The following is a 23,464-nucleotide window of genomic DNA, read 5'->3' as shown; positions in this document are numbered from 1 at the left end:
TCGCTGCGCCGAACGTTCTTTCTACATACCCGGCTGCACCCGTTGTGCAGCCCACCCTTATAACGATGGAGAACCAGCATGACGTCAGTATTCGACCGCGAGGACATCCTCTTTCAGGTCGTGGTCAACCACGAAGAGCAGTACTCGATCTGGCCGGACTACAAAGCTGTGCCGGAAGGCTGGCGCACCGTGGGCAAGAGTGGCCTGAAAAAAGAGTGCCTGGCCTACATCGAAGAAGTCTGGACCGACATGCGTCCGCTGAGCCTGCGTCAGAAGATGGAAGCGCAGGTCGCGGCCCAGTAAGGCATCAGGCAAAAAGAAACCCGCTGGACCGATAACGGTCAGCGGGTTTTTTTCATGTCCATTAAAAGATCGCAGCCTGCGGCAGCTCCTACATGGAAAGGCATATCCCCCCTGTAGGAGCTGCCGAAGGCTGCGATCTTTTGATCTTAGCCGCTCAACCCCTTGAGCAGCAGATCCACATTCCCCTCCAGCTCCGCCACCGGATCGGCAGCATCGGTACTCAACACCAGCAGCCGACTCCCTGACCCGGCAATCGCCGCTTTCACCGCGTCCGAAGGCTGGCGATGATGTAGCACCACCGCCACATCATTGTCCTTCAGCTGCGCGGTGAGCTTTTGCAGATCTTCAGGCGTCCACTCTGCATCTGGCCGTGAGTCCTCGCCGATCAGTTCCAGATTGAGGCTGCCGATCAGATAGCCGAAGTGATCGCTCAAGCTCATCACACTCAGATTGTCAGCATTGGCCAGGCGTGCCTCGCTGTCCGCGCTGAGTTTCAGCAAACGCTGTTTCAGCGCTGCCAGGTTGGCCTCGATTGCAGGCTTGGCGCTCGGTGCCAGACGCACCAGATCCGCCGCCATCACGTCCGCCATGCGCCCCATGTTGTTGCTCGCCAGCCACGGCTGACTGTTCAAGCCATCGACCTTCAGACCCGGTTGCACGGCAATGCCGGGCAGGGCGCCGTCCACAGGACGCGCGGCATCGACTTCGACGATACGAATGTTGCTGCGACGGGCAATCGGGTACAGCGGGTCATCAGACCACAGCGAGCGCACGCCAATCACCGCGTCGGCATCGTTCGCCAGCTTGCTCAGCGCTGGTGCACCACGCCCGGTGAAATAGGCGGTCTGGCGACTGCCCGGCAAGTTCGCCGGCGCTGCACGTTCGAGCTTGATGTCGGTGCCTTTGAGCAGCACCTCGCCCAGGCCGTAGGTAATTGGCAACGAGGCCAGCACCCGCAGCGGTTTGCTGCTGTCGGCGGCAATCAAGGGTGTGCTGACCACGCCGCAAAGGGCCATGGCCAGGGTCAGTTTGCGCAATGAAAAAGTCATTTATCCAAGATTCCCTTTCAGGCTCGGGACAACCCCGCGCGCGATGGCGGCGAGGGCGAAGGCAATGCCGGCGACCAGAATGATCGCGGCGCCGGACGGAATCGGCAGATCGAAGACGATCGGCGCGAGAATCCCGCACAAGGTGCTGACGGTGGCGATCAATACCGAACACCAGAAAAAGCCTTTCAGCGACTGGCTGAGCAAACGCGCCGCCGCCGCCGGAATCACCAGCAACGCCCCGACCAGAATCGCGCCGATGACTTTCACCGCCGCCACGGTGATCAGCGTCACCAGAATCACAAACAGATAATCCAGGGTCTTCACCGCCACCCCGCGCACCGCGGCCAGTTGTGGGTTGAAACTGGCGAGCATTATGCGGTTGTACAACGGCAGCGCCAGCGCCATGACCAGCGTACCGACGATGGCCAGCACCGCCAGGTCATTGCCGTTGACCGTCAAGACCGAACCGAACAGCACGTTCTCCAGAATGTGTACGTTGATCTTGCCCGCCAGAATCAGCAGCAGGCTCGCGCCCAACGCCAGAGAAACCGAGAGGAACACACCAATCAAGGTATCCGGCGCCAGACCGGTACGGTTGCGCAGATAGTTGAGCAGGATGCCGAACAACAGGCAGTAGCCGAACAGGCTGCCGTACGGACCGGTGTAGGGTTCGCCGAGCAGAATGCCAATGGCCACGCCGGTCAGCGCCGCGTGACCGACGGCTTCGGAGAAAAACGCGAAGCGCTTTACCACCACCAGTGTGCCGAGGCCTCCAAGCACCGGGCCGATCAACAGGCCGGCGAGCAAGGCATTGACGACAAAACCATAGGCGAGCGCTTCCGGCAGATACCCGGAGGAGGCCCAGCCCTGCACCATCAAACGAAAGGCTTCATAACTCATCAGACAGCGCTCCGTGGATGGGTCGAAAACAGGCTCAGCAGACGTTCCGGGGTCAGTGCCTGTTGTGGCGTGGAATCGAACAGCACGCGACGGTTCAGGCCGGTGACGCGATCAGCCAGACGCCCGACCGCTTCCAGATCGTGTTCGATCCACAACACGGTGATGCCCGCCGCGCGCCAGTCGCCGAGCAGGCGTTCGAACACCTGGATCCCGGCCTCATCGAGGGCCGACATCGGTTCATCCAGTACCAGCAATTGCGGGGCAGGGATCAGGCCTTGGGCGAGCAACACGCGTTGACGTTCACCACCGGACAGTGCGCCCATGCGCCGTTTGCGTTTGTCCTGCATGCCGACCCGTTCCAGCGCCTCGCCGATGGCGCCGGCGTAGTGCTTGCTCAAACCGAGAAATGCCGGGCGACGCTGACACATCGCTGCCATGAAGTCGTCGACGGTCATCGGCAAACCGCGATCGAATTCCAGCGCCTGCGGCACATAGCCGATGGTGCCGGGCGCGCCGGGCCATTGCAGGCTGAGCTGGCCCTGATGGGGCATTTGCCCGAGCAAGGTCTTGATCAGCGAACTCTTGCCGCCGCCATTCGGGCCGACCAGCGCGTGTACATGGCCGGGCTGCACGGTGAAGGTGACGTTGTCGAGAATCGTCGTGCGACCCAACGTCAGGCTGACATCCTTGAACTCCAGAGTCGGCCCGGAAACCTCTGGGAGCGAGCCTGCTCGCGAAGACGGAATTTCATCCAATAAAGATGTTGGCTGATCGAGCGCATTTGCGAGCAGGCTTGCTCCCACAGGGGATTTTGAGGTGTCGGAAAGTGTTTCATTTGCAGTCATGCGCCCGACTCCTGAATCGCCCGAACCACGGTGTTGAGGTTGCCGGTCATTTCCTTTTCGTACTTGTCGGCGGTGTATTCGCCGTAGGAAATGTGCGACAGCGGGTACAGCTTGACGCCCGACTCACGTTGAATGGTTTCGACGTAAGTGGAGGGGAAGTCCATCTCCGAGAAGATCACTTTCACGTCCAGTTCGCGCAGTTGGTCGATGGTCTTTTTCAACTGACTCGGGCTCGGTTCGATGCCGTGTGCCGGCTCGACCACCGCCGTCACTTCCAGGCCAAACTCGCGCAGCAGATAGTCGTAAGCCGCATGCACCGTGGCAACGCGCAGCTCGGCGTTCGGCGCCTGCGTCAGTTTGGCCAAGGCGTCGGCGCGCATCTGCCGCAGGCGCTTGCCGTAAGCGCGGGCGTTCTGGGTATAGGTCTTGGCGTTGTCCGGGTCGAGTTTGCCCAGCTCGCGGGCGATGTTGTTGACCTGGGCAATCGAAGCGCTGATCGACAGGAACGTGTGCGGGTTGACCACTTTGCCGGCACCGCGCGCGGCGACGCCGGTAGCGGCCAGCAATGGCACGTTCTCGTTGGCCTCGATGGTTTTGATGTTCGGCGTTTCGCTGGCGGCGATCATGCGGTCGGCAAAGTCGTCATGGCCGACGCCGTTGAGCACGATCACATCCAGTCCGCTGATGCGCTTGATGTCCTCGGCCCGTGGCTCGTAGGCGTGCGGGTTGAAACCGGCCGGGATCAGCGGCACGACATCAGCCTTGTCACCGACGATGTTCGCCACATAGCTGTAATAAGGGTGCAGGGTGATGCCGATGCGCAGGCGTTTGGCTTGATCGGCGCTGGCCAGCGGGCTCAGCAGGCAAGCACACAGGCCCAGCAGAAACAGACGAAACAACGGACGGCGAGGAAATGAAATAGACATGGGCAAGCGGTCTTCTCTCGGAGGAAGGCGAGGAATCAATGGCGATGTTCGCGGGTAACCCCGGCATCGTATTGCGCGACGATCTGTTTCCAGCCAGCGGCGGACAGGGCGGCATCGGTCAGTTCGGTCGGCGCCTGGAGACTGGCATCGCGGTTGAGCCAGATGTTCGGCGCAGCCTGGTCATCGGCACTCAGCAGCATCACGAACGAGCCGGCAACGGTGGTTGTCTGGCTAAGGCCGAAATAGGCGCTGTCGGCCAGCAATTGCCAGGCATGACCACCACGGCTGACCGAACTCGCGTCCTGGGCAAACGGGGCAAAACCTTCGTCCGCGAGGTTCTGAGGCGTCGGCAGGGTGTGTTGCTCTTCGCGCAACAGGCGGATTTCGTCGAGGGTCACGCGCAGGTCGGCATAGATGCCTTGTTCGGCGGCGCTGAGGTCGCGGCGCGCATCGAGTTGGTTGCCGGCGACCGGTTCCGGCTCATGGGAAACCCCGCGCCAGGCGACCACGGAGCCGGCAATCGCCAGAATCAGCAGGCACAACAGCAGCACATTGAGGGTTTCATGGCCGGCACCGGCCGGGCGCACGACGTGAGTGGTGGGCGTACTCATGGGGTCTCGATATCCGCTTGGTCGATTTCCACGACGTGGCCAGGGCCGGCGTCGAACAGCACATAAAACTCGGCGCCGGGTTTCTTGAAGGTCACGGTGGAGTCAGCGCCAAGCTTGCCCGGCAGCAGAATCGTTTCGTCATAGCCGATCACGTCAAGCGTTACGCCCGGCGCGCCGCTGCCATCGGAAAACCCACCGGTGCATTTGATCTGCTCGGCATCGATGGCTTTGCATTCGCACATCGGGTTGTGCGCCAGTGCGCTGGCACTGAAACCGGTGCTCAGCACCAGCAGCGCGGCACTCAGCCGCAGACGGGAAGGGCGTTGCGAGCAGGTCATGGTTTGGCTCCTTGTTTGTTCAGCCAGGCAACGGTGGCGGGGGAGGCCTGGCTCAGAGGAATCGAGGCCTGATGCATGCTGCCGTCCCAGCCTTCCATGGTGATCCACAGTTCGGCGTCGGCTTTGGTCTTTTCCGGAATCGGCAGTTGGCTGCCCATGCGATAAGGTGTACCGAAGAAAATCACTCCAGCGGCGCGCAGGCTGCGCGGTTTGCCGATGCGCAGATAGGTGGCCTTGACCTGTTCGACGCAGGCATCGCACACCGCTGCATTGAAGTCTTTCATGTAGCCGGAGGGCCCACTCAAGTGCGGTGCCTCGTTGCGCAGTTCGGCCAGGCGCAGGCTCCACGGCCCGACCTGGACTTCGCCGATTTCGCGCTCGCCCAGGCCGCTGTCGCCGCGAAATAGCGACGCGTCGGCGAAGTACTTGGGCATGAAGCCCAGCGGGATCAGGAGCAACAGCACATTGATATGGAAGCGCCACTTGTGCCAGAAGCGGCTCAGGCGTGACGGCGGGCTGGCGGTGCTGGACTGGCTCACAGGCTGGCCTCCGAGGTTTCACGGGCGAGGGCCGGTTGTGCCGGGGCGCTGCGGCTTTTCTTGTTTTCGCGCTTGAGCGCATTGGCGGTGGCCAGCGCAGTGCGTTTGGTCCAGATCAGCAGACCGCTGAGCACCATCATGCTCAACAGCAGACCGAAGAAGAACCAGATCAGCTTGATCCACAAGCCGCCGAAGTCACCGGTGTGCAACGGGCGCATGGATTCGGTGACGAACTCCAGCGAAGAGCGATCGCTGAGCAGTCGTGAGGCCGCCAGGTCACCGTTGAACGGGTTGAGCGTTGCGGTCTGGAACATCAACGGATACCAGCCGCGACCGCCGACGCTCATGTGGCTATAGGCGTTGCCCGGCAGGCTGACGAAGCTGACTTCCAGACCAGGGATTTTCTGTTCGGCGATTTCCACTGCGCGATCCAGACTGATCCGCGGCGGCGGTGCGGCGTTGGCCGAGATCGGCACGGCCTCGCGCGCCATCGCCGGAATGATTGGCTCGGTCGAGATCGACACTTGGTTGTCGTACAGGAACGCTTCGATCAGGAACCAGGTGCCGGTGACCGAAATCACCGCGATGAACCAGATCGACCAGATCCCGCTGAGGCGATGGAAGTCACCCCAGAAAATCCGTGCGCCGTGGCGAAGACGCAGGGTCGGGCGCAGAAAACCTTTCCAGAATCGCTTGTAAACCACTAGGCCAGTGACCAGCGAGGCGAGCATCGGCAAACCGAGGAACGACACCAGATACCAGCCCCAGCTGTAGCCATTGGTGAACGGCACCAGCCACCAGCCGTGCAGGGCTCGGGTAAAGGCCTTGAAGTCGAAGTCCGGTGCGGTGCCTTGAATCACGCCGGTGTACGGGTTGACGTAGACCGTTTGTGAGCGGCCGTCGGGGTAGCTGACGGCGACATCCAGGGCGAAGTGCGATTCATCCGGTCGGCTGATACTTTCAACCAGGGTTTGCGGCTCGGCTTTTTTGATCGCGGCCAACACCTGCTCATAACTGAGCGGTTTTGCCTCGTCAGAGGGTTGGCTGGCGCGCATTTGCGGGTTGGCCAGCCAGACGATTTCCTGACTGACCACCGCGAGCGTGCCGGTGACACAGACGATCAGGACAAAAAACCAGATTGGCAATGCGAGCCAGCTGTGCACCAGGAACCACAGTTTGGAGCGAGATTTCTTCGACATGATTGCGCGTCTTTATAGCGTTGGGAGGGCGCGGTTCTACGGGCTTCGCAGACAGCAGTCCTCGAAAGGCCGGCCGTGGCTTTTGCCTACGCGAACGACCTGCATCTCTATAGGACGAATAAGCTACGCAAATCCCGAAAAGGGATATGAAAGCAAATGTTTCGCAGTTCCCCTGATCATGGCCAACTTGTAGGAGCTGCGGCACGCTGCGATCTTTTGCTCTTGAAATTCAGGATCAAAAGATCGCAGCGTGCCGCAGCTCCTGCAGATCAAACACGATTCATGGACGACGCGATCACTGTCTGCCGATTGATGGCGAATCCCTGCTGCCTATGATGGAACTCACCCGGATTGCCTGAGTGAGCGCCCTGATGAGCCCCAGAACGCTCTACCAGAAGCACATCGATAGCCACACTGTCTGCCCGCTCGATGATCAGGGCCATGTGCTTCTGTACATCGACCGTCAGGTCGCCAACGAATACACCAGCCCGCAGGCGTTCAGTGGTTTGCGTGAAGCAGGTCGCAACGTCTGGCGCCCGAGTGCAACGCTGGCGGTCGTCGACCACGTCAACCCGACGGCTGCGGTGCGAACCAAGACGATGCCGGACGCCGGTGGCGCACAGCAGGTTGCGTATTTCGAAGAGAACTGCCGTGACTTCGGGATCGAATTATTCGACGTGCTCGACAAGCGCCAGGGCATCGAGCACGTGGTTGCACCCGAACAAGGTTTTATATTGCCGGGGATGGTGGTCGCCGCCGGTGACAGTCACACCACGACGTACGGTGCGTTGGGCGCATTCGGTTTCGGCATCGGCACGTCTGAAATCGAGCATCTGCTGGCATCGCAGACCCTCGTATACAAGCGCCTGAAAACGATGCGGGTGACGGTCAACGGGATACTCGGCGCCGGCCTGACATCCAAGGACATCATCATGGCGCTGATCGAAAAAATCGGCGCATCAGGTGCCACGGGCTATGCGATAGAGTTCGCTGGCCCAACGATCGCAGCCCTCAGCGTCGAAGCCCGAATGACCATTTGCAACATGGCGGTGGAAGCCGGCGCACGCGGCGCATTTATGGCGCCCGATGACAAAGTCTTTGCTTACCTGCAACCCAGGCCACGCGCGCCGCAAGGCGAGTTGTGGGAAAAAGCCGTGGCCAAATGGCGAGAGCTGCGCAGTGACGACGCGGCGATTTTTGATCGCGAAGTGACACTCGACGTTCAGGCGCTGGAGCCGATGGTCACCTGGGGCACCAGCCCCGATCAGGCAGCGCCAGTGGGCGGTCATGTGCCAGACCCGGCGACTCAGCCCGACCTTATTCTTCGCCAAGGCATGCAGCGCGCGCTGGACTACATGGGGCTGACGCCAGGCATGCCGCTGAGCGACGTGGTGATCAGCCACGCCTTCATCGGCTCATGCACCAACGCTCGAATTGAAGATTTGCGCGACGTCGCTCGCGTGGTTCGTGGCAAGCGTGTTGCCGCGCATGTTCGCGCCATGATCGTGCCCGGCTCAACCCTGGTGCGCAATCAAGCGGAAGACGAAGGCCTTGCGCAGATTTTCCTCGACGCCGGTTTTGAGTGGCGCCAATCCGGCTGCTCGATGTGCCTGGCCATGAATGACGACGTGCTCGCACCGGGTGATCGCTGCGCCTCCAGCACCAATCGTAACTTCGAAGGACGTCAGGGCGCGGGGGCACGCACCCACCTGATGAGTCCGGCCATGGTTGCAGCGGCGGCAATAACCGGGCATTTGACCGACGTTCGCTCTTTCGTTTTGGAGGCTTGAACCATGCAACCTTTCGACACTGTCAGTGGCAGCGCTGCGCCATTTCTGGCGGCCAACATCGACACCGATGTGATCATGCCCAAACAATTTCTCAAAGGCATTGATCGCCAGGGATTGGACAAAGGCCTGTTTTTTGATTTGAGGTTCCTCGAATCAGGGGCGCCGAATCCGGCCTTCATCCTCAACCAATCGGCCTGGAGCGACGCGGCGTTCTTGGTGGTCGGGCCTAATTTTGGTTGCGGTTCGAGTCGCGAGCACGCCGTTTGGGGTTTGAAGCAGGTGGGTATCCGGGCGCTGATCGGCACCCGTTTCGCCGGCATTTTTTACGACAACTGCCAGCGCAACGGGGTGTTGCTGATTACCCTGGAGGAGGCGCAGGTGCAGCAGATCGCGCACCAGATCAATCAGCCGGACACTGCGCGGATCAGTATCGATCTGGACGCACAGCAGATCAGTCTGGCCGATGGTTCGGTGATCGATTTCCAGATTGATACGCTGCGCAAGACTGCGTTGTTGCTGGGCCTGGACGCCATCGGCAGCACCTTGCAACGCCGCGAGCAAATCAAAGCCTTCGAGCGTCAGCATCTGGCCGCCAATCCCTGGCTGAATTGAAGAAAAAGATCGCAGCCTTCGGCAGCTCCTACATGAGTCCTCTGTAGGAGCTGCCGAAGGCTGCGATCCTTGATCTTCTATATAGACAGTTCTTTGAAATGCTCCTGCAAAAACTCCACGCACGCCCTTAACTTCCCCGAATGCGCCAGTCGCGTCGGGTACACCGCCCAGACGTTGGCACTCTGACTGTATTCCTTGAGCACTTGAACCAGACGTCCGTCAGCCAGCAGCGGCTGCACATCCCATAACGAGCGCAGCAGCATTCCCCGACCATCCAGCGCCCATTGCAGGACTATCTCGCCGTTGTTCGAGGATAACGGACCGCTGACCCGCACGCTTTCCTGCGCGCCGTCGCGATCCAGATTCCAGATGCCGAACGCGTTGTCGCGTTCCTTGATCACCAGGCAATCGTGTTGCTGCAACTCATCAAGTGTCTGCGGCGTGCCGCGTCGTTGCAGATAGCTCGGTGCCGCGCACAACACTCGCCGGTTGCTGACCAGGCGCCGACCGATGTGCTGACCGGGAATATCGTCGCCGACACGGATCTCCAGATCGAACCCTTCATTGATAATGTCCACCACCCGGTCAAACAGGTCCAGGCGAATCTCCAATGCCGGGTAACGTTCGGCGAGCAATGAAATGGCAGGCGCCACGTGATTGCGGCCAAAACCGAAACTGCTGCAGATGTGCAGACGCCCACGCGGGCTGTCGTGGGCGTCTGCAAGTTCGTCGTGAAGTTGCTGGAAATCATCGAGAATGCGCAACGCCCAGCGCTGCACGCGTTCTCCGTCCTCGGTCAGCGACACGCGGCGACTGGTGCGATGCAACAGGCGCGTGCCGAGGGTGCTTTCGAGAATCTGGATGCGTTTGCTGACGTAGGCCGGGGACAGCCCCAACTCATCGGCGGCGGCAGCGAAACCGTTCTTGCGGATCACGGTGAGCAGCACGCGCAGGTCTTCGGGCAGGGGCACGGCGTCTTTCTTCTGAGTCATGTCAAAACGAGCACTGGCGGCAGAAGCCGCCAGCATAGCATCGGTGTCGTATTGCTGGGTTCAGCGCAGGAAAGCCAGTGCTTCGGCGAGTAACAACTCAGGTACTTCTTCGGCGATGTAGTGGCCGGCGGGCAGGGCCTGGCCGCTGACGCTGGCGGCCACTTGTTGCCACTCCCTGAGCGGATCGAAGCAGCTTCCGACGGTGCCTTCGGCGCCCCACAGAACCCGTAGCGGCAGACTCAAGTGGTGCCCGGCGGCGATGTCGGCACGGTCGTGTTGCAGATCGATGTCAGCGCTGGCGCGGTAGTCTTCACAGATGCCGCGCGCGCTGCCCGGGTGTTGCAGGCAGCGCAGGTATTCGCTGAACGCTTCATCGGTAAACGGCTTGAGCCCGGCGCTGCGACTGCCCATCACGCTGCGCAGATAAGCCTCGGGATCGGCTTCGATCAAGGTTTCCGGCAGCGGCGCCGGGCGGATCAGAAAGAACCAGTGCCAGTAGGCGCGGGCGAAGGCTTCATTGGTTTGCGTGTACATCGACAGCGTGGGGGCGATATCCAGCAGCATCATGCGGTGCAAGGCGCCGGGGTGGTCGAGCGCCAGACGATGGGCGACGCGTGCGCCACGGTCGTGGGCGAGGATCGAAAACTGTTCGAAGCCCAGCGATTGCATCAGCTCGACGTTGTCGCGGGCCATTTCGCGTTTTGAATAATTGAGGTGCAGCGCGTCAGCGGCCGGTCGACTGCTATCGCCGTAACCGCGCAGGTCAGCGGCAACCACGGTGAAGTGCTCGGCCAGTTGTTCGGCAATCTTGTGCCAGATCACATGCGTCTGCGGGTGGCCGTGCAACAGCAACAAACCCGGCCCGCTGCCGCCGAGGCGATAGGCAATGTCGACACCGTTGACGTGGCGCTGGTCTTTGAGAAATCCGGCAAACATCGGACTGATCCTTTTTCAGGGTTCTTGTTGCCTGCATCCTGAAAGGGTGCGCGCTTTGGGGCAAGGCGCAAAGCGTGATGGGCCGGTTCATGAAGTGTGTTGTCAGTGATGGCCCCTTCGCGGGCAAGCCCGCTCCCACAGGAATCTCGAGTGTGACCGCTATCTATGCCACCCCGCATAACTCTGTGGGAGCGAGCCTGCTCGCGAAGGGGCCCGTGATCACAGCGCAAATTCAACCTTGGCTGAACATCTCCATCGCCCGCTGCTTGATCTGCTCCTCGGTCAAATCCTCCTTGCGCGAGGCCAGAAACCACAGATGTCCATACGGATCCTTCAACGTCCCGCTGCGATCACCGTAAAACTGATCCTTGACCTCGGACACCGACGTCGCCCCGGCCTCCAGCGCTCGTTGAAAGGATTTGTCGACATCGGTCACGTACAAATGCAAACCGACCGAGACGGCTTGATCCGGATTGCTCAACGGCCCCTGGTCGCACGGCGAGCCGAGCATGATTGCGCTGTCACCAATGCGCAGTTCGGCGTGGCCGATGCCGCCGTCCGGCATGGATAAGCGCATGACTTCGGTCGCACCAAACGCTTTCTTGTAGAACTCGATGGCCTCGGCGGCTTTGTGGATGCCGAGATAGGGGGTAATGCTGTGATATCCCTCGGGAATGGGTTTGACGCTCATGACGTTCTCCCTGATTGTTGTTTTGCGAAATACGGCTTCACCGCATCGGCGGAAGAATCACTATAGAACTGTCTTCACGGCCAGGAATTTCGCCCGACGAGCAGTCACTTCACTTTGAACCGTTATATAACTGTGGTGAGGGGATTTATCCCCGATGGGTTGCGAAGCAGCCCCTAGGCCTCCCAGCGCGGTAATCCTGAAAGAATGAATCGGCAGATTTTAGGGCTGCTTCGCAACCCATCGGGGATAAATCCCCTCGCCACACGTTTTGTATCTACCCAAGGACATTCAGGTTGGAAAGTGCGGCCCCGGCCCCTGTTCCCCAAGCACATCGCCCTGATTGCGCAACGGGCAGGCTTCCATCGACAAACACCCACAGCCGATGCAGCCGTTGAGCCGGTCACGCAGCAGCGTCAACTGCTCGATCCGCTCATCCAGTTCCCGCCGCCACTGCTCGGACAACACCCGCCAATCCGCCGCCGTCGGCGCGCGATCATCAGGCAGAATTTTCAGTGCCTCGCCAATCTCCGCCAACGGTATGCCCAGACGTTGCGCCACTTTGATCAGCGCCACCCGGCGCAACACGGTACGCGCATAGCGCCGTTGATTGCCGGCATTGCGCTGACTCTTGATCAAGCCCTTGGATTCATAAAAGTGCAGGGCGGTGACCGCGACACCGCTGCGTGCTGCGACTTCGCCGACTGTTAGCTGTTTGTGCACGGTTTCTTTGCTGATCATCTGAAAACAGCCCTTGACCTTGACTTAACTAGAGGTTTTACCCTGCGCTTCTTCGAGTCGCAAGATTCGCCTTACCGATAAGTGGGGACTTTCATGCAAACATCAGCGAAAAACCGCAGCTTCACCCAGTTGATCGAATTCGAGATCGAGCCTCGCCAGCAACGGGCGCTGGTCAGCGCGCTGTCAGTGCAGAGCGAACGTCTGGCCCAGCGCTACGAAGGTTTTGTCAGCGCCAGCGTGCAGGCCAGCGACGACGGACGGCGAGTGTTGAGTTTGTTGCAATGGCAAAGCCGCGAAGCAGGGGAGGCGGCGTTCCGCAGTTTTGAAAGCGGCGAGCAAGACTTCTGGCAATTGATCCACGCCCATCAGGCGCGAACCATTACGTTCAATTCTTTCCAGGTGTTGAGCAGCATCGCCCGCAGTCACGATGATGCGTTGCACTGCAACCTGGTCGGTTAAATCGACAACTGAATCAGTCGCTCACCGTGCAGGTTTTCCGTGAGTCGGCGCTTGTTCACCGCCAGTTCGCCGATCTTGATCAGCCGCGTGCGCGTGACGTTACGGCTGAGACCGAGCAACGCAGCGGTATGCACCTGGTTGTAATGGCAGAAACGATAGGCGGCGCGCAGCAAGGCGTCTTCGACTTTTTCGTGCAACGCGCCGGCCTGCTGCGCGAAGAGTTTCTGAAACGCCTGCTCAAGTAATGCCTCCGGTGAATCGGTGGTGCTGGCGTGGTGATCGTCCGGGCGCTCGATGCGCAAATTCGACAGACGCAAATCATCGCGTTCGATCACGCCGTTGCGGCAGATCAGTAGCGTGTGATGAATGACGTTTTCCAGCTCGCGGATGTTGCCCGGCCAACTGTAGCCGCGCAGTTTGTGTTCGGCGCCGGGGCTGATGACCACGCGTCCATATCCCAAGCGCTGGCTGTAGGCTTCGATGAAGTGCCGGGTCAGCGGCAGGATATCGCCGGGACGCTCGCGCAGCGGGCTCAATTCCAGATTGACCACATTGAGCCGGTAGTACAGATCCTCGCGGAAATTCCCGGCATTGATGGCTTTCTCCAGTTGCACGTTGGTCGCCGCCAACACGCGCACATCGATGGCAATGCTTTTGCGCGAGCCGAGCCGCACCACTTCGCGTTCCTGCAACACGCGCAACAGTTTTACCTGAATCGCCATCGGCAGATCGCCGATCTCGTCGAGAAACAAGGTGCCGCCGTCCGCTTCCTCGAACCAGCCAGCCTTGGCACTCAAGGCGCCGGTAAAGGCGCCTTTTTCATGACCGAATAATTCCGCTTCCACCAGCGATTCGGAGAACGCACCGCAGTTCACCGCAATAAACGGTCGGTGGCGCCGATTGCTCAGGTTATGAATATGCCGCGCCACCAACTCCTTGCCGGTGCCGGTCTCGCCGATGATCAGCACACTGGCTTCGCTCGGGGCGACTTGCTGCAAATGCGCGAGCAGGGCCTGGGACTTGGGGTCTTCGAATACCTGCGCGGTGGCGCGAATCGACGTGGCCAGAGCGGGTGAGGGCGGTAGGGTCAGCAGTTGCATGGGCTCGTCCTTCTCTTCAGTTCAAATACAGGCAGGATCAGGAATAGAACGTCGGCACCGGCAGCGCCTGGTTCAGCGCCCAGTCACCCAGCTCGTGGAGTTTGTAATCCAGCGGGTCGTGCAGGGTTTGCGTGCGCAGGTTGCGCCAGTGGCGATCCAGTCGCAGGGAGGCGTGAGTCGAACGCGCACCCGTGACGTCGAACAAGCGACTGCAAATCTCCAGGCCCTGACGGCTGGCAGCGACTTTGGCCGTGGCAATCGCCGTGGCCACATGACCGCGTTCTTCAGCACTGAGGTTCGCACCTTTGGCCCACGCCTCATCGAGCAATGTCGCTGCGCGTTCGACCAATAAACGAATACCTTCCAGCGCAACCCAGAACTCGCCGTAATGCGCGAGCACGTAAGGATCTTCGCGCACGCTGCGCGCCGAAGATCTATGCCAGAGGCGGGTTTCATTGAGGGTGTATTGCCGCGCTTCTTCGAAAGCGCCTTCGGCAATCCCGAGAAACATATGCGTGAACGTCAATTGCGCGATCAGCGGCCGCAGGCAGGCGAAAGGCGTGCTCAGGGGGCCGGGATCGAGGAGCAATTCCGACTCTTCCACCCGTACCCGTTCAAATGTCGCACTGCCGCTGTCGGTCTGGCGCTGGCCGATGTTGTTCCAGTCGTTGTGCAAGGTGATGCCGCTGCGCCCGCTCGGAATCGCGGCGATCAGCAATTTGCCACCGGCGCTTTCATCGACCGCCGAGGCGATCAGCATTTGCGAGTCGCTGGCGCCAGAGCAGAAACTCTTCTTGCCGGAAAACTCGCGCCAACCGCCGAAATCCTTGACCACGGTGCGGGTGTCGAGCGGGTTGAGCGCGTTGCCCCAGAACCAGTTCTGCCGGGCGGTCTGCTCGAACCACGGCTGCCATTGCTCCGGTCGGGAAAACAAACGCACGGTGGCCAGCATCAAATGATGAAATCCGAAGACATGCGCGATGGAACTGTCGACCTTGGTGAACTCGCGGACGATTTGCAGGGTTTCGCTCCAGCTCGCACCGAGGCCACCGTAACGGGTGGGAATGCTCAGACCCAACAGGCCGCTGTCGCGCAGGGCATCACGCTCGGCTTTCGGTGTGCCGCCACGTTCGTCGCGTTCGACGGCGGTGAGGGCGAACTCGGCGGCCAGTTGGCGCGCGGTCTGTAACGGGGACAAAAGGGTACTTTGTGGTTTGGCAGTCACACCCACACTCCTAAATTCAAACAGCCCCTGTAGGAGCTGCCGCAGGCTGCGATCCTTTGATCTGTTGTTAAAAAATCAAAGGCAAAGATTGCAGCCTGCGGCAACTTCTTAAGGGATTTGGGTCAGACTTTGGCCGGGAGTACGTCGTTGGCGATCATTTCGCCAAACGGCCCGGTGAGGTTGGTCACGCCGCGCCCGGCCAGGCTCGCGTAGGGCTCTGGCAGCAGCGGGAACACCAGTTCGGCAAAGCGGTAAGCCTCTTCCAGGTGCGGATAGCCGGAGAAGATGAAACTCTCGATACCCAGATCTGCGTATTCCTTGATCCGCGCCGCCACTTGCTGCGGATCGCCGACCAGTGCAGTTCCCGCACCGCCGCGCACCAGGCCGACGCCGGCCCACAGGTTCGGGGCGATTTCCAGGTTGTCGCGGCGACCGTCGTGCAGCGCCGCCATGCGCCGCTGACCCTCGGAGTCGAAGCGCGAAAAAGATTTCTGCGCGGCCTCAATGGTCTCGTCGCTGATGTGTTCGATCAGTTTGTCCGCGGCTTTCCATGCCTCTTCGGCAGTCTCGCGCACGATCACGTGCAGCCGAATGCCGAACTTCACCTTGCGGCCATGGCGCGCTGCGCGTTCGCGCACATCGGCGAGTTTTTCCGCGACCGCTGCCGGTGGTTCGCCCCAGGTCAGGTAAACGTCGACCTGTTCTGCCGCCAGATCATGCGCGGCATCTGACGAGCCGCCGAAGTACAGCGGCGGGTAGGGCTTTTGCACCGGTGGATACAGTGCTTTGGCGTTCTGCACTTTCAAGTGCTTGCCGTCGAAATCCACCGCCTCGCCTTGCAGCACCCGGCGCCAGATTTTCAGGAATTCATCGGTGACTTCGTAGCGTTCACTGTGGCTGAGGAAACTGCCGTCGCCACGGTTTTCGTCCGGATCACCACCGGTCACCACGTTGATCAGCAAGCGGCCGTTGGACAGGCGATCCAGCGTCGCCGCCATCCGCGCCGAAACGGTGGGCGAAATGATCCCCGGCCGAATCGCCACCAGATAGCGCAGGCGCTCGGTCAAAGGCACCAGCGCCGAGGCGATTACCCAGGAGTCCTCGCAAGAACGCCCGGTGGGGATCAGCACACCGTGATAGCCGAGGCTGTCGGCGGCCTGCGCAACCTGTTTCAGATAGTTCAGCGTGACCGGGCGCGCACCTTGGGTGGTGCCCAGATAGTGGCCGTCGCCGTGGGTCGGCAGAAACCAGAAAACATCCATGCACGACTCCTCAGGCGATCTTCAGCAACGGTTTGATTTGCGTAGCGAACAGCGGCGCAGCGCGTTCGGCGGCCAGGCGAATGCGTGCTTTCAGCGCTTCGCTGGTGATCTGGTAATCGGCGAAATCGGCTTCGGTGGCGTACACGCCAATCGGCAGGGTGACGGCCTGGAAGAAGCTCAGCAGTGGGCGCAACTGATGATCGAGGACCAGCGCGTGCCGTTCGCTGCCACCGGTGGCTGCGAGCAGCACCGGGGTGTCGATCAGTGCATTGAGGTCGATCAGGTCGAACAGATGCTTGAGCAGGCCCGGATATGAGCCGCGATACACCGGCGCGGCAACGATCAGCAGATCGGCCTGTTCGATGGCTTGCAACTCGGCCTCGACTTCAGCGCTCAGCTCTTGACGCGAGAGGGCACTGCCGAGCGGGCGGGCGATATCGCCGAGTTCGATCAAATGGCTCTCGATCGGCAAATGCCCGGACAGTTCGGACAACAGCGCTTGGGTCAGCACCAATGTGCGAGAAGGACGCCAGGTGCCACCGGACAAGGCGACGACTTTCAGGGGACGCGACATGATCAATTCCTTTTTCAACAGTTGCTCAGTGAGCAGTGAATGAGTCACTGGACTTGAGCAAGTGCTGTACCAATTCCTGTGAGTCCCGGTTTACGGGGCTTACAGCGCTATGCCAAAGCCTGCGTGTGTGAGTTTCAGCGCGGTTTGTTGAATTGCTGTTGGCTGGGCAACAGTTGCTGGAGCAACAGTGCCGAGCGCATGAGGGGATTTATAAAGGCTGATGGTTATTCCGTAAAAGAACCTTAATCGATATTTATAGATCTTTTGGAGATATAAGAACAAGCGTGTCGAATTTCTGATAGCCACTATTGAGAGCGTTGATTTTTGCGCGAGCTTTGCCGGGCGTAGCCTTGCTCCATCAACCCCCATTGCTCGCCAGGACGCTCCCATGAATCATTTACTGACTGTTTCTCTGATGCTTGCCGTTTCCGTACTCGCCGGATGTGCCAGCCATGTTTCCCCGGAATTGCGGCCCTACACCGCAGAAGAATCCCAAGAGCTGGCGATGGAGGCACTGAACCGCAGCGGCCTGTCCTTCGACGAATACCACGCGAAAAAAGCCCAATTGCTCGGCCAGTCGCACTTCGACAAAAAAGCTGAAATGAGCGCTGAGCTTGCCGTACAGCTGCATGGCCGGCCAAGCTGATAACAAACTGTACTGCCAGAAGTTTTACCCAACTGTCCGTGGGTTTGCCGGGCCGCGTGGGATAGGGTCAACACCTGAATGACCCTGATGGATTGCTTGCCATGACCCTCTCGCTTGATCTGCTGTTGGGCTTTGCCCTGTTCGCCCTTGTCACCTCGATTACACCGGGGCCCAACAACACCATGCTGCTGGCATCGGGCGTGAATTTCGGCTTCAACCGCACCATCCCCCATATGCTTGGCATCACCTGTGGCTTCTTCGTGTTGGTGGTGGCGGTGGGTTTTGGCTTGGGCGCGGTGTTTCAGAGCTATCCCGTTCTCTATTCCGTGCTGCGCTACGTCGGCGCGGCGTATCTGCTGTACCTGGCGTGGAAAATCGCTCACTCGGGCCCGGTCGGCGACAGCGCGCAAGGCGAAGCCAAACCGATCAGTTACCTCGGCGCTGCGGCGTTTCAATGGGTCAATCCCAAAGCGTGGATCATGGCCATTGGTGCCATCAGCACTTACACGCCGATGCAGGGTTATTTCACTAACGTGATAGTGATCGCTGCGGTGTTTGCCATCATCAACCTGCCAAGTGTTGGCGTCTGGGCAGCCTGCGGCACTTTGTTGCGCAATGTGCTGAAGGATCCGCGCTGGTTGCGCGTGTTCAACTGGGGCATGGCCGCACTGCTGGTGATTTCGCTGTACCCGTTACTTCTCGAAAGCTTTCACTGACGCATTGCTTCAACCGCCGGCCCGATGCCTGTTAAGCTCGGCTTCAGGAGCGTTCCTACGCACTTTTAAATGAAGTTGTTCTTCTTTAACGGCATCCGATCAGGTATTGATGACGCTCTCGAACCAACGCGCAGCTCACAAGGCTGCGTTGTGCCGTTTGCAGACACGAGCCTCCTGATCCCGGAACACGCTCTGCGAGTCTTTTATGAACACACGTCCGTTGTATTTCGATTACGCCGCCACCACCCCGGTGGACGAGCGGGTCATCCAGGTGATGATCGAGTGTCTGGGGTTTCACGGTAATTTCGGCAACCCGGCCTCAAGCTCCCACGCCTTCGGCCAGCAAGCCTGGCACACGGTCGAGCAGGCCCGCCGGCAGGTCGCCGAACTGGTCGGTGCCCAGGCCGAACAGATCGTCTGGACTTCCGGTGCGACCGAGTCCAACAACCTCGCCCTCAAAGGCGTGGCCCAGGCGCGCGGTGTGCCTGGCGGCCACATCATCACCAGTCAGATCGAACACAAAGCCATCCTTGATACCGCCCGCCAGTTGCAGGACGGCGGCGTCGCCGTGACCTATCTGGTGCCGGACGCCGAAGGCCTGATTACGCCGCAAGCGGTCAGTGAAGCCATGCGTGACGACACCTTTCTGGTGTCGCTGATGCTGGTCAACAATGAGCTGGGCACCGTCAACGATGTGCAGGCCATTGGTGAAGTGGTGCGCAGTCGCGGGGCGCTGTTCCACGTCGATGCGGCGCAGGGCGCCGGCAAAGTCGCGATCGATCTGGCGCAGTGGCCGGTCGACCTGATGTCGTTTTCGGCGCACAAACTCTATGGGCCCAAAGGCATTGGTGCGTTGTATGTCGGCCCGCGAGCGCAGCAACGTTTGCACGCCCAGATTCACGGTGGCGGTCACGAAGGTGGCTTGCGTTCCGGGACTTTGGCAACCCACCAGATTGCCGGCATGGGCGCGGCGTTTGCCTTGGCCGCATCGGCGTTTGATGAAGAGAAAAAAACCATCGTCGCTTTGCGCGAGCGTTTGCTCGAACAACTGCTGAGTCTGCCCGGCGTGCGCCTCAATGGCAGCGTTGGCCAACGTATCCCGCACACCTTGAGCCTGACGTTCAGCGAGGGTGAGTTCAACAGCACCGCGCTGAGCCATTCGATCGCGTTTTCCGCGACTTCGGCCTGTAATTCCGCCAGTAATGCGCCATCTCACGTGTTATTGGCGCTGGGACATGACGCGCATCTGGCCGGACGCACCATTCGCTTGAGCCTCGGCCGTTTCACCACCGCCGCGGATATCGACAAGGCTGGCGAACTGATCAAGACCGCCTGCGCCAGTGCTCCGGCATTCTGGGCGACAGGGCTTTAAACGAGCCGAATCAACGGCTACGAACAATAACGATGAAGTGATTAGCAGGAGACATGATGAGTACCCAGACCTCGACCGAAGGATCGGTGCCCCAGCGCTTGGCGCACACCCGTGAACTGATGCGTCGCGAAGGCATTCACGCACTGTTGGTGCCGTCTGCCGACCCGCATTTGTCAGAATATCTGCCGGGTTACTGGCAGGGCCGGCAGTGGCTGTCGGGCTTTCATGGTTCGGTCGGCACGTTGATCGTTACCGGGGATTTCGCCGGAGTCTGGGCCGACAGTCGCTACTGGGAACAGGCGACCAAGGAACTCAACGGCAGCGGTATCGAACTGGTCAAGCTGCAACCGGGTCAACCGAGCCCGCTGGACTGGCTGGCCGAACAGACGCCGGAAGGTGGCGTGGTCGCCGTCGACGGCGCGGTGATGGCCGTGGCCTCGGCGCGTACGTTGAGCAGCAAACTCGAAGCACGCGGCGCGCGCCTGCGCACCGACATCGATCTGTTGCAGGAAGTCTGGAGCGATCGCCCGAGTCTTCCCAACGCGCCGATCTATCAGCATCTGCCGCCGCAAGCGACCGTCAGCCGTGGCGAGAAACTCGCCAAACTGCGCGAAACCTTGCAGGCGCGCGGAGCTGACTGGCATTTCATCGCCACCCTTGACGATATCGCCTGGCTGTTCAACCTGCGCGGCGGTGATGTCTCGTTCAACCCGGTGTTTGTTTCGTTTGCGTTGATCAACCAACAGCAAGCCACGCTGTTCGTGGCATTGAGCAAAGTCGATGCTGATTTGCGCGCAGTGCTTGAAAAGGATGGCGTGACGTTGCGCGACTACAGCGAAGTCGCGGATGCACTGCGTGCGGTACCGAGCGGCGCGAGCTTGCTGGTGGATCCGGCACGCGTCACCAGCGGTTTGCTGGATAACCTCGACAGCGGCGTGAAACTGGTCGAAGGGCTCAATCCGACAACGTTGGCCAAGTCGCAGAAAAGTGAAGCCGACGCCAGGCATATCCGTCAGGCGATGGAGCAGGACGGTGCGGCGCTGTGCGAATTCTTTGCCTGGCTGGAATCAGCCTGGGGGCGCGAACGCATTACCGAGTTGACCATCGACGAGAAACTCACGGCCGCCCGTGAGCGTCGTCCGGACTATGTGTCGCTGAGTTTCAACACCATCGCCGCGTTCAACGCCAATGGCGCGATGCCGCACTATCACGCCACGGAAGAAGAGCACGCGGTGATCGAGGGCGATGGCCTGTTGTTGATCGACTCGGGTGGTCAATACCTGGGCGGCACGACCGATATCACGCGGATGGTACCGGTCGGTACACCGACTGAAGAGCAGAAGCGTGACTGCACGCGCGTGTTGAAAGGCGTGATTGCGTTGTCGCGGGCACAGTTCCCGAAAGGCATTCTGTCGCCGCTGCTGGATGCCATCGCGCGTGCGCCGATCTGGGCTGACAATGTCGATTACGGACACGGCACCGGGCATGGTGTTGGCTATTTCCTCAACGTTCACGAAGGTCCGCAGGTTATCGCCTATCAGGCCGCAGCGGCGCCTCACACTGCCATGCAAGCGGGCATGATCACATCGATCGAGCCGGGCACTTATCGTCCTGGCCGTTGGGGTGTGCGCATCGAGAACCTGGCGATGAACCGCGAAGCGGGCAGCAGCGAGTTCGGTGAGTTCCTCAAGTTTGAAACTCTGACACTGTGCCCGATTGACACGCGGTGCCTGGTGCCTGCGTTGCTGACTGAAGAAGAAAAACAGTGGTTCAACGCCTACCACGCCGAAGTGCGTGAGCGTTTGAGTCCGTTGCTCGATGGCGCTGCGCTGGCGTGGCTGAATACCCGCACTGCCGCTATTTAAGCAGTCGACGCTCGGGCGCTGACGTCAGCGCTCGAGCGGTGGCTTAGATCGAGTTGTGGCGCAATGCCTCTTCGACGAAGTCGAGTCGATCCTGACCGAAGAACAATTGGCTGCCGACAAACATGCTCGGCGCGCCAAACACCCCGCGTTTAACCGCTGTTTCCGTATTGGTCTTGAGGGTGGCCTTGACGGCTTCGTCGTTGCTCAGCGCCAGTACTTCATGCGGGTCGAAACCGTGTTCACTCAGCACGGCCGCCACCGTTTGTGGTTCATCCAGGCTGCGACCTTCAACCCAAAGTGCAACAAACAGGCAATCGATAAATGCCTGAAAGCGTTCCGGGTGATGCAACTGGATGCCAGTGACCGCGCGCATCAGCATCAACGTGTTGATCGGAAAGTGTGGGTTGAATTTCAAGGGCACGCTGTAGCGTTTGGCGTAGCGATCCAGATCCTCGAACATGTAGCGGCCCTTGGCCGGAATCATTGCCGGTGACGCATTGCCAGTGGCTTTGAATACGCCGCCCAGCAGCATCGGAATGTAGATCAACTGGCTGCCGGTCTCGGCGCAGATCTTCGGCAGTTGGGTGTACGCCAGGTAAGTGGCAGGGCTGCCGAGGTCAAAATAGAACTCCACGGTCTTCGTCATTATTTGTCTGCTCTCTTTATTGTTATGAAGGGGGGAGGGCTTACCAGCGTTCATTCCAGGGACGCAGATCCAGCTCGAAGGTCCATGCGTCCCGAGGCTGGCGGTGCAGGTACCAATAGTTTTCGGCGATGTGTTCGGGGTTGAGGATGCCGTCCTGATCTTTGGTCGCGTACTTCTCGGGGAAACTGTTGCGGATGAAGTCGGTATCGATGGCGCCATCGACCACCACATGGGCGACATGGATGTTCATCGGCCCGAGTTCACGCGCCATGCTCTGCGCCAAGGCACGAATACCGTGTTTGGCACCGGCAAATGCCGCAAACCCCGAGGCACCTCGAAGTCCGGCGGTTGCGCCGGTGAATAGAATCGTCCCGCGCTGGCGAGTGACCATGCGCTTGGCCACTTCACGAGCGTTGAGGAAACCAGAGAAACAGGCCATTTCCCAGATTTTGAAATACTTGCGTGCGGTCTCCTCGAGAATGCTGCAGGGCACGTTGGCGCCGATGTTGAAGACGAATGCTTCGATTGGCCCGACGCGGGCCTCGATGTCCTCAATCAACGCAATAACGTCTTCTTCCTTACGCGCGTCGCAGGCAAAACCGTGAGCTTCGCCACCCTCTGCCTGAATGGCGTCGACTAAAGGCTGCAATTTGTCGGCGCTGCGCCGTGTGACGCAGGCGATGAATCCTTCCTTGGCAAAGCGCTTTGCAATCGCCCCGCCGGTAGCGTCACCCGCGCCGACAACCAATACGACCTTCTTGTTATTCATGGGTAGATCCCTTTAGTAAACGATCGTTAAGTGAACGAACGTTATGCTAGGATTTCGACAACGTCAAGCGAGTCAATGTCGAGGGAAAACACATGCGTTACTCCGCCAGTCACAAGCTGGAAACCAGAGAGAAGCTGTTGGAAAGCAGTGCGTTGTCCGCCAAGAGATCTGGTTTTTCCACAGTCGGCGTCGATGGCTTGATGAAAGCGATCGGCCTGAGTGGCGCAGCGTTCTACAGCCATTTCTCATCTAAGGACGCGCTGTTCACGGCGATTGTCGAGCGGGAGTTGGGCCAGAGTCTGGAGCGATTGGGTGGGCGAGGCGTGCAGGATCGCCGGCGCATGGAACGTTGCCTTAAACA

At 60.0% G+C, this 23,464-nt stretch carries 27 protein-coding genes (1 of these 27 cut by a window edge); 9 read left to right on the top strand and 18 right to left on the bottom strand.

The genetic code is table 11. The annotated features are described in order from the left end of the window. Nucleotides 1–78: 78 nt before the first annotated feature. A complete protein-coding gene (locus tag JFT91_RS09790; protein WP_053122206.1) occupies nt 79–303 on the top strand; it encodes an MbtH family protein in 225 nt (74 codons plus the stop codon). A 146-nt stretch (nt 304–449) separates the two neighbouring features. Here JFT91_RS09790 and JFT91_RS09785 read toward each other — a convergent pair whose 3' ends face one another. The 8 genes from JFT91_RS09785 to JFT91_RS09750 are packed head-to-tail and all read right to left on the bottom strand — an operon-like array spanning nt 450 to nt 6,710. Beyond that, the gene (locus JFT91_RS09785) at nt 450–1,352 is read right to left on the bottom strand and encodes a metal ABC transporter substrate-binding protein (protein WP_201232277.1); all 903 of its coding nucleotides are present in this window, start codon (nt 1,350–1,352) and stop codon (nt 450–452) included. Beyond that, the gene (locus tag JFT91_RS09780; RefSeq protein ID WP_201230716.1) at nt 1,353–2,252 is read right to left on the bottom strand and encodes a metal ABC transporter permease; all 900 of its coding nucleotides are present in this window, start codon (nt 2,250–2,252) and stop codon (nt 1,353–1,355) included. It abuts the gene before it with no gap. Beyond that, complete coding sequence (locus JFT91_RS09775) at nt 2,252–3,097, bottom strand: metal ABC transporter ATP-binding protein (RefSeq protein ID WP_242485671.1); 846 nt, start codon at nt 3,095–3,097, stop codon at nt 2,252–2,254. The genes JFT91_RS09780 and JFT91_RS09775 overlap by 1 nt, the downstream gene beginning before the upstream one ends. Continuing rightward, nucleotides 3,094–4,023 (bottom strand): metal ABC transporter substrate-binding protein, encoded by a 930-nt coding sequence (locus JFT91_RS09770; protein ID WP_201232276.1) that lies wholly within the window; start codon nt 4,021–4,023, stop codon nt 3,094–3,096. The genes JFT91_RS09775 and JFT91_RS09770 overlap by 4 nt, the downstream gene beginning before the upstream one ends. 35 nt (nt 4,024–4,058) lie before the next feature. Beyond that, on the bottom strand, nt 4,059–4,634 hold the full coding sequence (locus tag JFT91_RS09765) for a DUF6162 family protein (RefSeq protein WP_201232275.1): 576 nt from the start codon (nt 4,632–4,634) through the stop codon (nt 4,059–4,061). After that, nucleotides 4,631–4,972, bottom strand: coding sequence for a hypothetical protein (locus JFT91_RS09760; protein ID WP_201232274.1), 342 nt, complete (start codon nt 4,970–4,972; stop codon nt 4,631–4,633). The genes JFT91_RS09765 and JFT91_RS09760 overlap by 4 nt, the downstream gene beginning before the upstream one ends. Then, nucleotides 4,969–5,511 carry a PA2404 family protein gene (locus JFT91_RS09755; protein WP_201232273.1) on the bottom strand — a complete coding sequence of 181 codons (543 nt, stop codon included), beginning with the start codon at nt 5,509–5,511 and terminating at the stop codon, nt 4,969–4,971. The genes JFT91_RS09760 and JFT91_RS09755 overlap by 4 nt, the downstream gene beginning before the upstream one ends. Beyond that, the gene (locus tag JFT91_RS09750) at nt 5,508–6,710 is read right to left on the bottom strand and encodes a PepSY-associated TM helix domain-containing protein (RefSeq protein ID WP_201232272.1); all 1,203 of its coding nucleotides are present in this window, start codon (nt 6,708–6,710) and stop codon (nt 5,508–5,510) included. Before JFT91_RS09750 ends, JFT91_RS09755 begins: the two co-directional genes overlap by 4 nt. A 368-nt stretch (nt 6,711–7,078) precedes the next feature. Here JFT91_RS09750 and leuC point away from each other — a divergent pair, with 368 nt between their 5' ends. Next, on the top strand, nt 7,079–8,500 hold the full coding sequence (gene leuC, locus JFT91_RS09745; RefSeq protein WP_201232625.1) for a 3-isopropylmalate dehydratase large subunit: 1,422 nt from the start codon (nt 7,079–7,081) through the stop codon (nt 8,498–8,500). Between the two features lie 3 nt (nt 8,501–8,503). Beyond that, nucleotides 8,504–9,112: a 3-isopropylmalate dehydratase small subunit gene (gene leuD / locus JFT91_RS09740; protein ID WP_201232271.1), complete on the top strand. Its 609-nt coding sequence runs from the start codon at nt 8,504–8,506 to the stop codon at nt 9,110–9,112. A 77-nt stretch (nt 9,113–9,189) separates the two neighbouring features. On the opposite strand, the gene ttdR is transcribed toward leuD, so the two are convergent. From ttdR to soxR, 4 genes are all read right to left on the bottom strand, one after another. After that, nucleotides 9,190–10,140: an L-tartrate utilization transcriptional activator TtdR gene (gene ttdR, locus JFT91_RS09735; protein ID WP_201232270.1), complete on the bottom strand. Its 951-nt coding sequence runs from the start codon at nt 10,138–10,140 to the stop codon at nt 9,190–9,192. A gap of 24 nt (nt 10,141–10,164) precedes the next feature. After that, entirely contained in the window at nt 10,165–11,040 is an 876-nt protein-coding gene (locus JFT91_RS09730; protein ID WP_201232269.1) for an alpha/beta fold hydrolase, read from the bottom strand. Nucleotides 11,041–11,272: 232 nt separating this feature from the next. Next, a complete protein-coding gene (locus JFT91_RS09725; RefSeq protein WP_201230694.1) occupies nt 11,273–11,731 on the bottom strand; it encodes a VOC family protein in 459 nt (152 codons plus the stop codon). Nucleotides 11,732–12,019: 288 nt separating this feature from the next. Beyond that, on the bottom strand, nt 12,020–12,469 hold the full coding sequence (soxR, locus tag JFT91_RS09720; protein WP_201232268.1) for a redox-sensitive transcriptional activator SoxR: 450 nt from the start codon (nt 12,467–12,469) through the stop codon (nt 12,020–12,022). Between the two features lie 93 nt (nt 12,470–12,562). Here soxR and JFT91_RS09715 point away from each other — a divergent pair, with 93 nt between their 5' ends. Then, the gene (locus JFT91_RS09715; RefSeq protein ID WP_201232267.1) at nt 12,563–12,928 is read left to right on the top strand and encodes an antibiotic biosynthesis monooxygenase; all 366 of its coding nucleotides are present in this window, start codon (nt 12,563–12,565) and stop codon (nt 12,926–12,928) included. On the opposite strand, the gene JFT91_RS09710 is transcribed toward JFT91_RS09715, so the two are convergent. The 4 genes from JFT91_RS09710 to msuE form a co-directional block, all read right to left on the bottom strand. Continuing rightward, the gene (locus JFT91_RS09710) at nt 12,925–14,028 is read right to left on the bottom strand and encodes a sigma-54 interaction domain-containing protein (RefSeq protein ID WP_201232266.1); all 1,104 of its coding nucleotides are present in this window, start codon (nt 14,026–14,028) and stop codon (nt 12,925–12,927) included. The two genes, JFT91_RS09715 and JFT91_RS09710, sit on opposite strands and share 4 nt — an antisense overlap. A gap of 37 nt (nt 14,029–14,065) precedes the next feature. After that, complete coding sequence (locus tag JFT91_RS09705; protein WP_201232265.1) at nt 14,066–15,253, bottom strand: acyl-CoA dehydrogenase family protein; 1,188 nt, start codon at nt 15,251–15,253, stop codon at nt 14,066–14,068. Between the two features lie 122 nt (nt 15,254–15,375). Next, complete coding sequence (gene ssuD, locus JFT91_RS09700) at nt 15,376–16,515, bottom strand: FMNH2-dependent alkanesulfonate monooxygenase (RefSeq protein WP_201232264.1); 1,140 nt, start codon at nt 16,513–16,515, stop codon at nt 15,376–15,378. A 10-nt stretch (nt 16,516–16,525) separates the two neighbouring features. Then, complete coding sequence (gene msuE / locus JFT91_RS09695) at nt 16,526–17,089, bottom strand: FMN reductase (RefSeq protein WP_201205371.1); 564 nt, start codon at nt 17,087–17,089, stop codon at nt 16,526–16,528. A 388-nt stretch (nt 17,090–17,477) separates the two neighbouring features. Here msuE and JFT91_RS09690 point away from each other — a divergent pair, with 388 nt between their 5' ends. The 4 genes from JFT91_RS09690 to JFT91_RS09675 all read left to right on the top strand — a co-directional run bounded on the left by JFT91_RS09690 (nt 17,478) and on the right by JFT91_RS09675 (nt 21,688). Next, entirely contained in the window at nt 17,478–17,735 is a 258-nt protein-coding gene (locus JFT91_RS09690; RefSeq protein WP_201230678.1) for a hypothetical protein, read from the top strand. A gap of 101 nt (nt 17,736–17,836) precedes the next feature. Continuing rightward, entirely contained in the window at nt 17,837–18,451 is a 615-nt protein-coding gene (locus JFT91_RS09685; protein ID WP_201232263.1) for a LysE family translocator, read from the top strand. 205 nt (nt 18,452–18,656) lie between these two features. Next, on the top strand, nt 18,657–19,823 hold the full coding sequence (locus tag JFT91_RS09680; RefSeq protein WP_201232262.1) for an aminotransferase class V-fold PLP-dependent enzyme: 1,167 nt from the start codon (nt 18,657–18,659) through the stop codon (nt 19,821–19,823). A 56-nt stretch (nt 19,824–19,879) separates the two neighbouring features. Further along, complete coding sequence (locus JFT91_RS09675) at nt 19,880–21,688, top strand: aminopeptidase P family protein (protein WP_201232261.1); 1,809 nt, start codon at nt 19,880–19,882, stop codon at nt 21,686–21,688. 43 nt (nt 21,689–21,731) lie between these two features. Here JFT91_RS09675 and JFT91_RS09670 read toward each other — a convergent pair whose 3' ends face one another. Together JFT91_RS09670 and JFT91_RS09665 are read right to left on the bottom strand one after the other, a co-directional pair. Continuing rightward, the gene (locus JFT91_RS09670) at nt 21,732–22,334 is read right to left on the bottom strand and encodes a 2-hydroxychromene-2-carboxylate isomerase (protein ID WP_201232260.1); all 603 of its coding nucleotides are present in this window, start codon (nt 22,332–22,334) and stop codon (nt 21,732–21,734) included. A 40-nt stretch (nt 22,335–22,374) separates the two neighbouring features. After that, complete coding sequence (locus tag JFT91_RS09665; protein WP_201232259.1) at nt 22,375–23,103, bottom strand: SDR family oxidoreductase; 729 nt, start codon at nt 23,101–23,103, stop codon at nt 22,375–22,377. A 92-nt stretch (nt 23,104–23,195) separates the two neighbouring features. On the opposite strand from JFT91_RS09665, the gene JFT91_RS09660 reads away from it, so the two are divergent. Then, nucleotides 23,196–23,464 carry the start of a TetR/AcrR family transcriptional regulator gene (locus JFT91_RS09660; protein WP_201230665.1) on the top strand. 295 nt of this gene lie beyond the right edge of the window, so only the first 269 of its 564 coding nucleotides appear in the window; the start codon lies at nt 23,196–23,198; its stop codon lies beyond the right edge, outside the window.

Origin of the sequence: Pseudomonas sp. TH08, from assembly GCF_016651275.1 — a bacterium.
In the GTDB taxonomy this organism is placed as follows: domain Bacteria; phylum Pseudomonadota; class Gammaproteobacteria; order Pseudomonadales; family Pseudomonadaceae; genus Aquipseudomonas.
This window is presented reverse-complemented; position numbering and strand designations above follow the sequence as displayed.

Bases quoted from the DNA above. Each gene is read 5' to 3' on its own strand.
- JFT91_RS09670 (WP_201232260.1), bottom strand. From the start codon at position 22,334: ATGACGAAGACCGTGGAGTTCTATTTTGACCTCGGCAGCCCTGCCACT.
- JFT91_RS09680 (WP_201232262.1), top strand. From the start codon at position 18,657: ATGAACACACGTCCGTTGTATTTCGATTACGCCGCCACCACCCCGGTG.
- JFT91_RS09750 (WP_201232272.1), bottom strand. From the start codon at position 6,710: ATGTCGAAGAAATCTCGCTCCAAACTGTGGTTCCTGGTGCACAGCTGG.
- JFT91_RS09780 (WP_201230716.1), bottom strand. From the start codon at position 2,252: ATGAGTTATGAAGCCTTTCGTTTGATGGTGCAGGGCTGGGCCTCCTCC.
- JFT91_RS09760 (WP_201232274.1), bottom strand. From the start codon at position 4,972: ATGACCTGCTCGCAACGCCCTTCCCGTCTGCGGCTGAGTGCCGCGCTG.
- JFT91_RS09675 (WP_201232261.1), top strand. From the start codon at position 19,880: ATGAGTACCCAGACCTCGACCGAAGGATCGGTGCCCCAGCGCTTGGCG.
- msuE (WP_201205371.1), bottom strand. From the start codon at position 17,089: ATGTCGCGTCCCCTGAAAGTCGTCGCCTTGTCCGGTGGCACCTGGCGT.
- JFT91_RS09790 (WP_053122206.1), top strand. From the start codon at position 79: ATGACGTCAGTATTCGACCGCGAGGACATCCTCTTTCAGGTCGTGGTC.
- JFT91_RS09725 (WP_201230694.1), bottom strand. From the start codon at position 11,731: ATGAGCGTCAAACCCATTCCCGAGGGATATCACAGCATTACCCCCTAT.
- soxR (WP_201232268.1), bottom strand. From the start codon at position 12,469: ATGATCAGCAAAGAAACCGTGCACAAACAGCTAACAGTCGGCGAAGTC.
- JFT91_RS09690 (WP_201230678.1), top strand. From the start codon at position 17,478: ATGAATCATTTACTGACTGTTTCTCTGATGCTTGCCGTTTCCGTACTC.
- JFT91_RS09730 (WP_201232269.1), bottom strand. From the start codon at position 11,040: ATGTTTGCCGGATTTCTCAAAGACCAGCGCCACGTCAACGGTGTCGAC.
- JFT91_RS09715 (WP_201232267.1), top strand. From the start codon at position 12,563: ATGCAAACATCAGCGAAAAACCGCAGCTTCACCCAGTTGATCGAATTC.
- JFT91_RS09775 (WP_242485671.1), bottom strand. From the start codon at position 3,097: ATGACTGCAAATGAAACACTTTCCGACACCTCAAAATCCCCTGTGGGA.
- JFT91_RS09770 (WP_201232276.1), bottom strand. From the start codon at position 4,023: ATGTCTATTTCATTTCCTCGCCGTCCGTTGTTTCGTCTGTTTCTGCTG.
- JFT91_RS09785 (WP_201232277.1), bottom strand. From the start codon at position 1,352: ATGACTTTTTCATTGCGCAAACTGACCCTGGCCATGGCCCTTTGCGGC.
- leuD (WP_201232271.1), top strand. From the start codon at position 8,504: ATGCAACCTTTCGACACTGTCAGTGGCAGCGCTGCGCCATTTCTGGCG.
- JFT91_RS09765 (WP_201232275.1), bottom strand. From the start codon at position 4,634: ATGAGTACGCCCACCACTCACGTCGTGCGCCCGGCCGGTGCCGGCCAT.
- JFT91_RS09685 (WP_201232263.1), top strand. From the start codon at position 17,837: ATGACCCTCTCGCTTGATCTGCTGTTGGGCTTTGCCCTGTTCGCCCTT.
- ssuD (WP_201232264.1), bottom strand. From the start codon at position 16,515: ATGGATGTTTTCTGGTTTCTGCCGACCCACGGCGACGGCCACTATCTG.
- JFT91_RS09665 (WP_201232259.1), bottom strand. From the start codon at position 23,103: ATGAATAACAAGAAGGTCGTATTGGTTGTCGGCGCGGGTGACGCTACC.
- ttdR (WP_201232270.1), bottom strand. From the start codon at position 10,140: ATGCTGGCGGCTTCTGCCGCCAGTGCTCGTTTTGACATGACTCAGAAG.
- JFT91_RS09710 (WP_201232266.1), bottom strand. From the start codon at position 14,028: ATGCAACTGCTGACCCTACCGCCCTCACCCGCTCTGGCCACGTCGATT.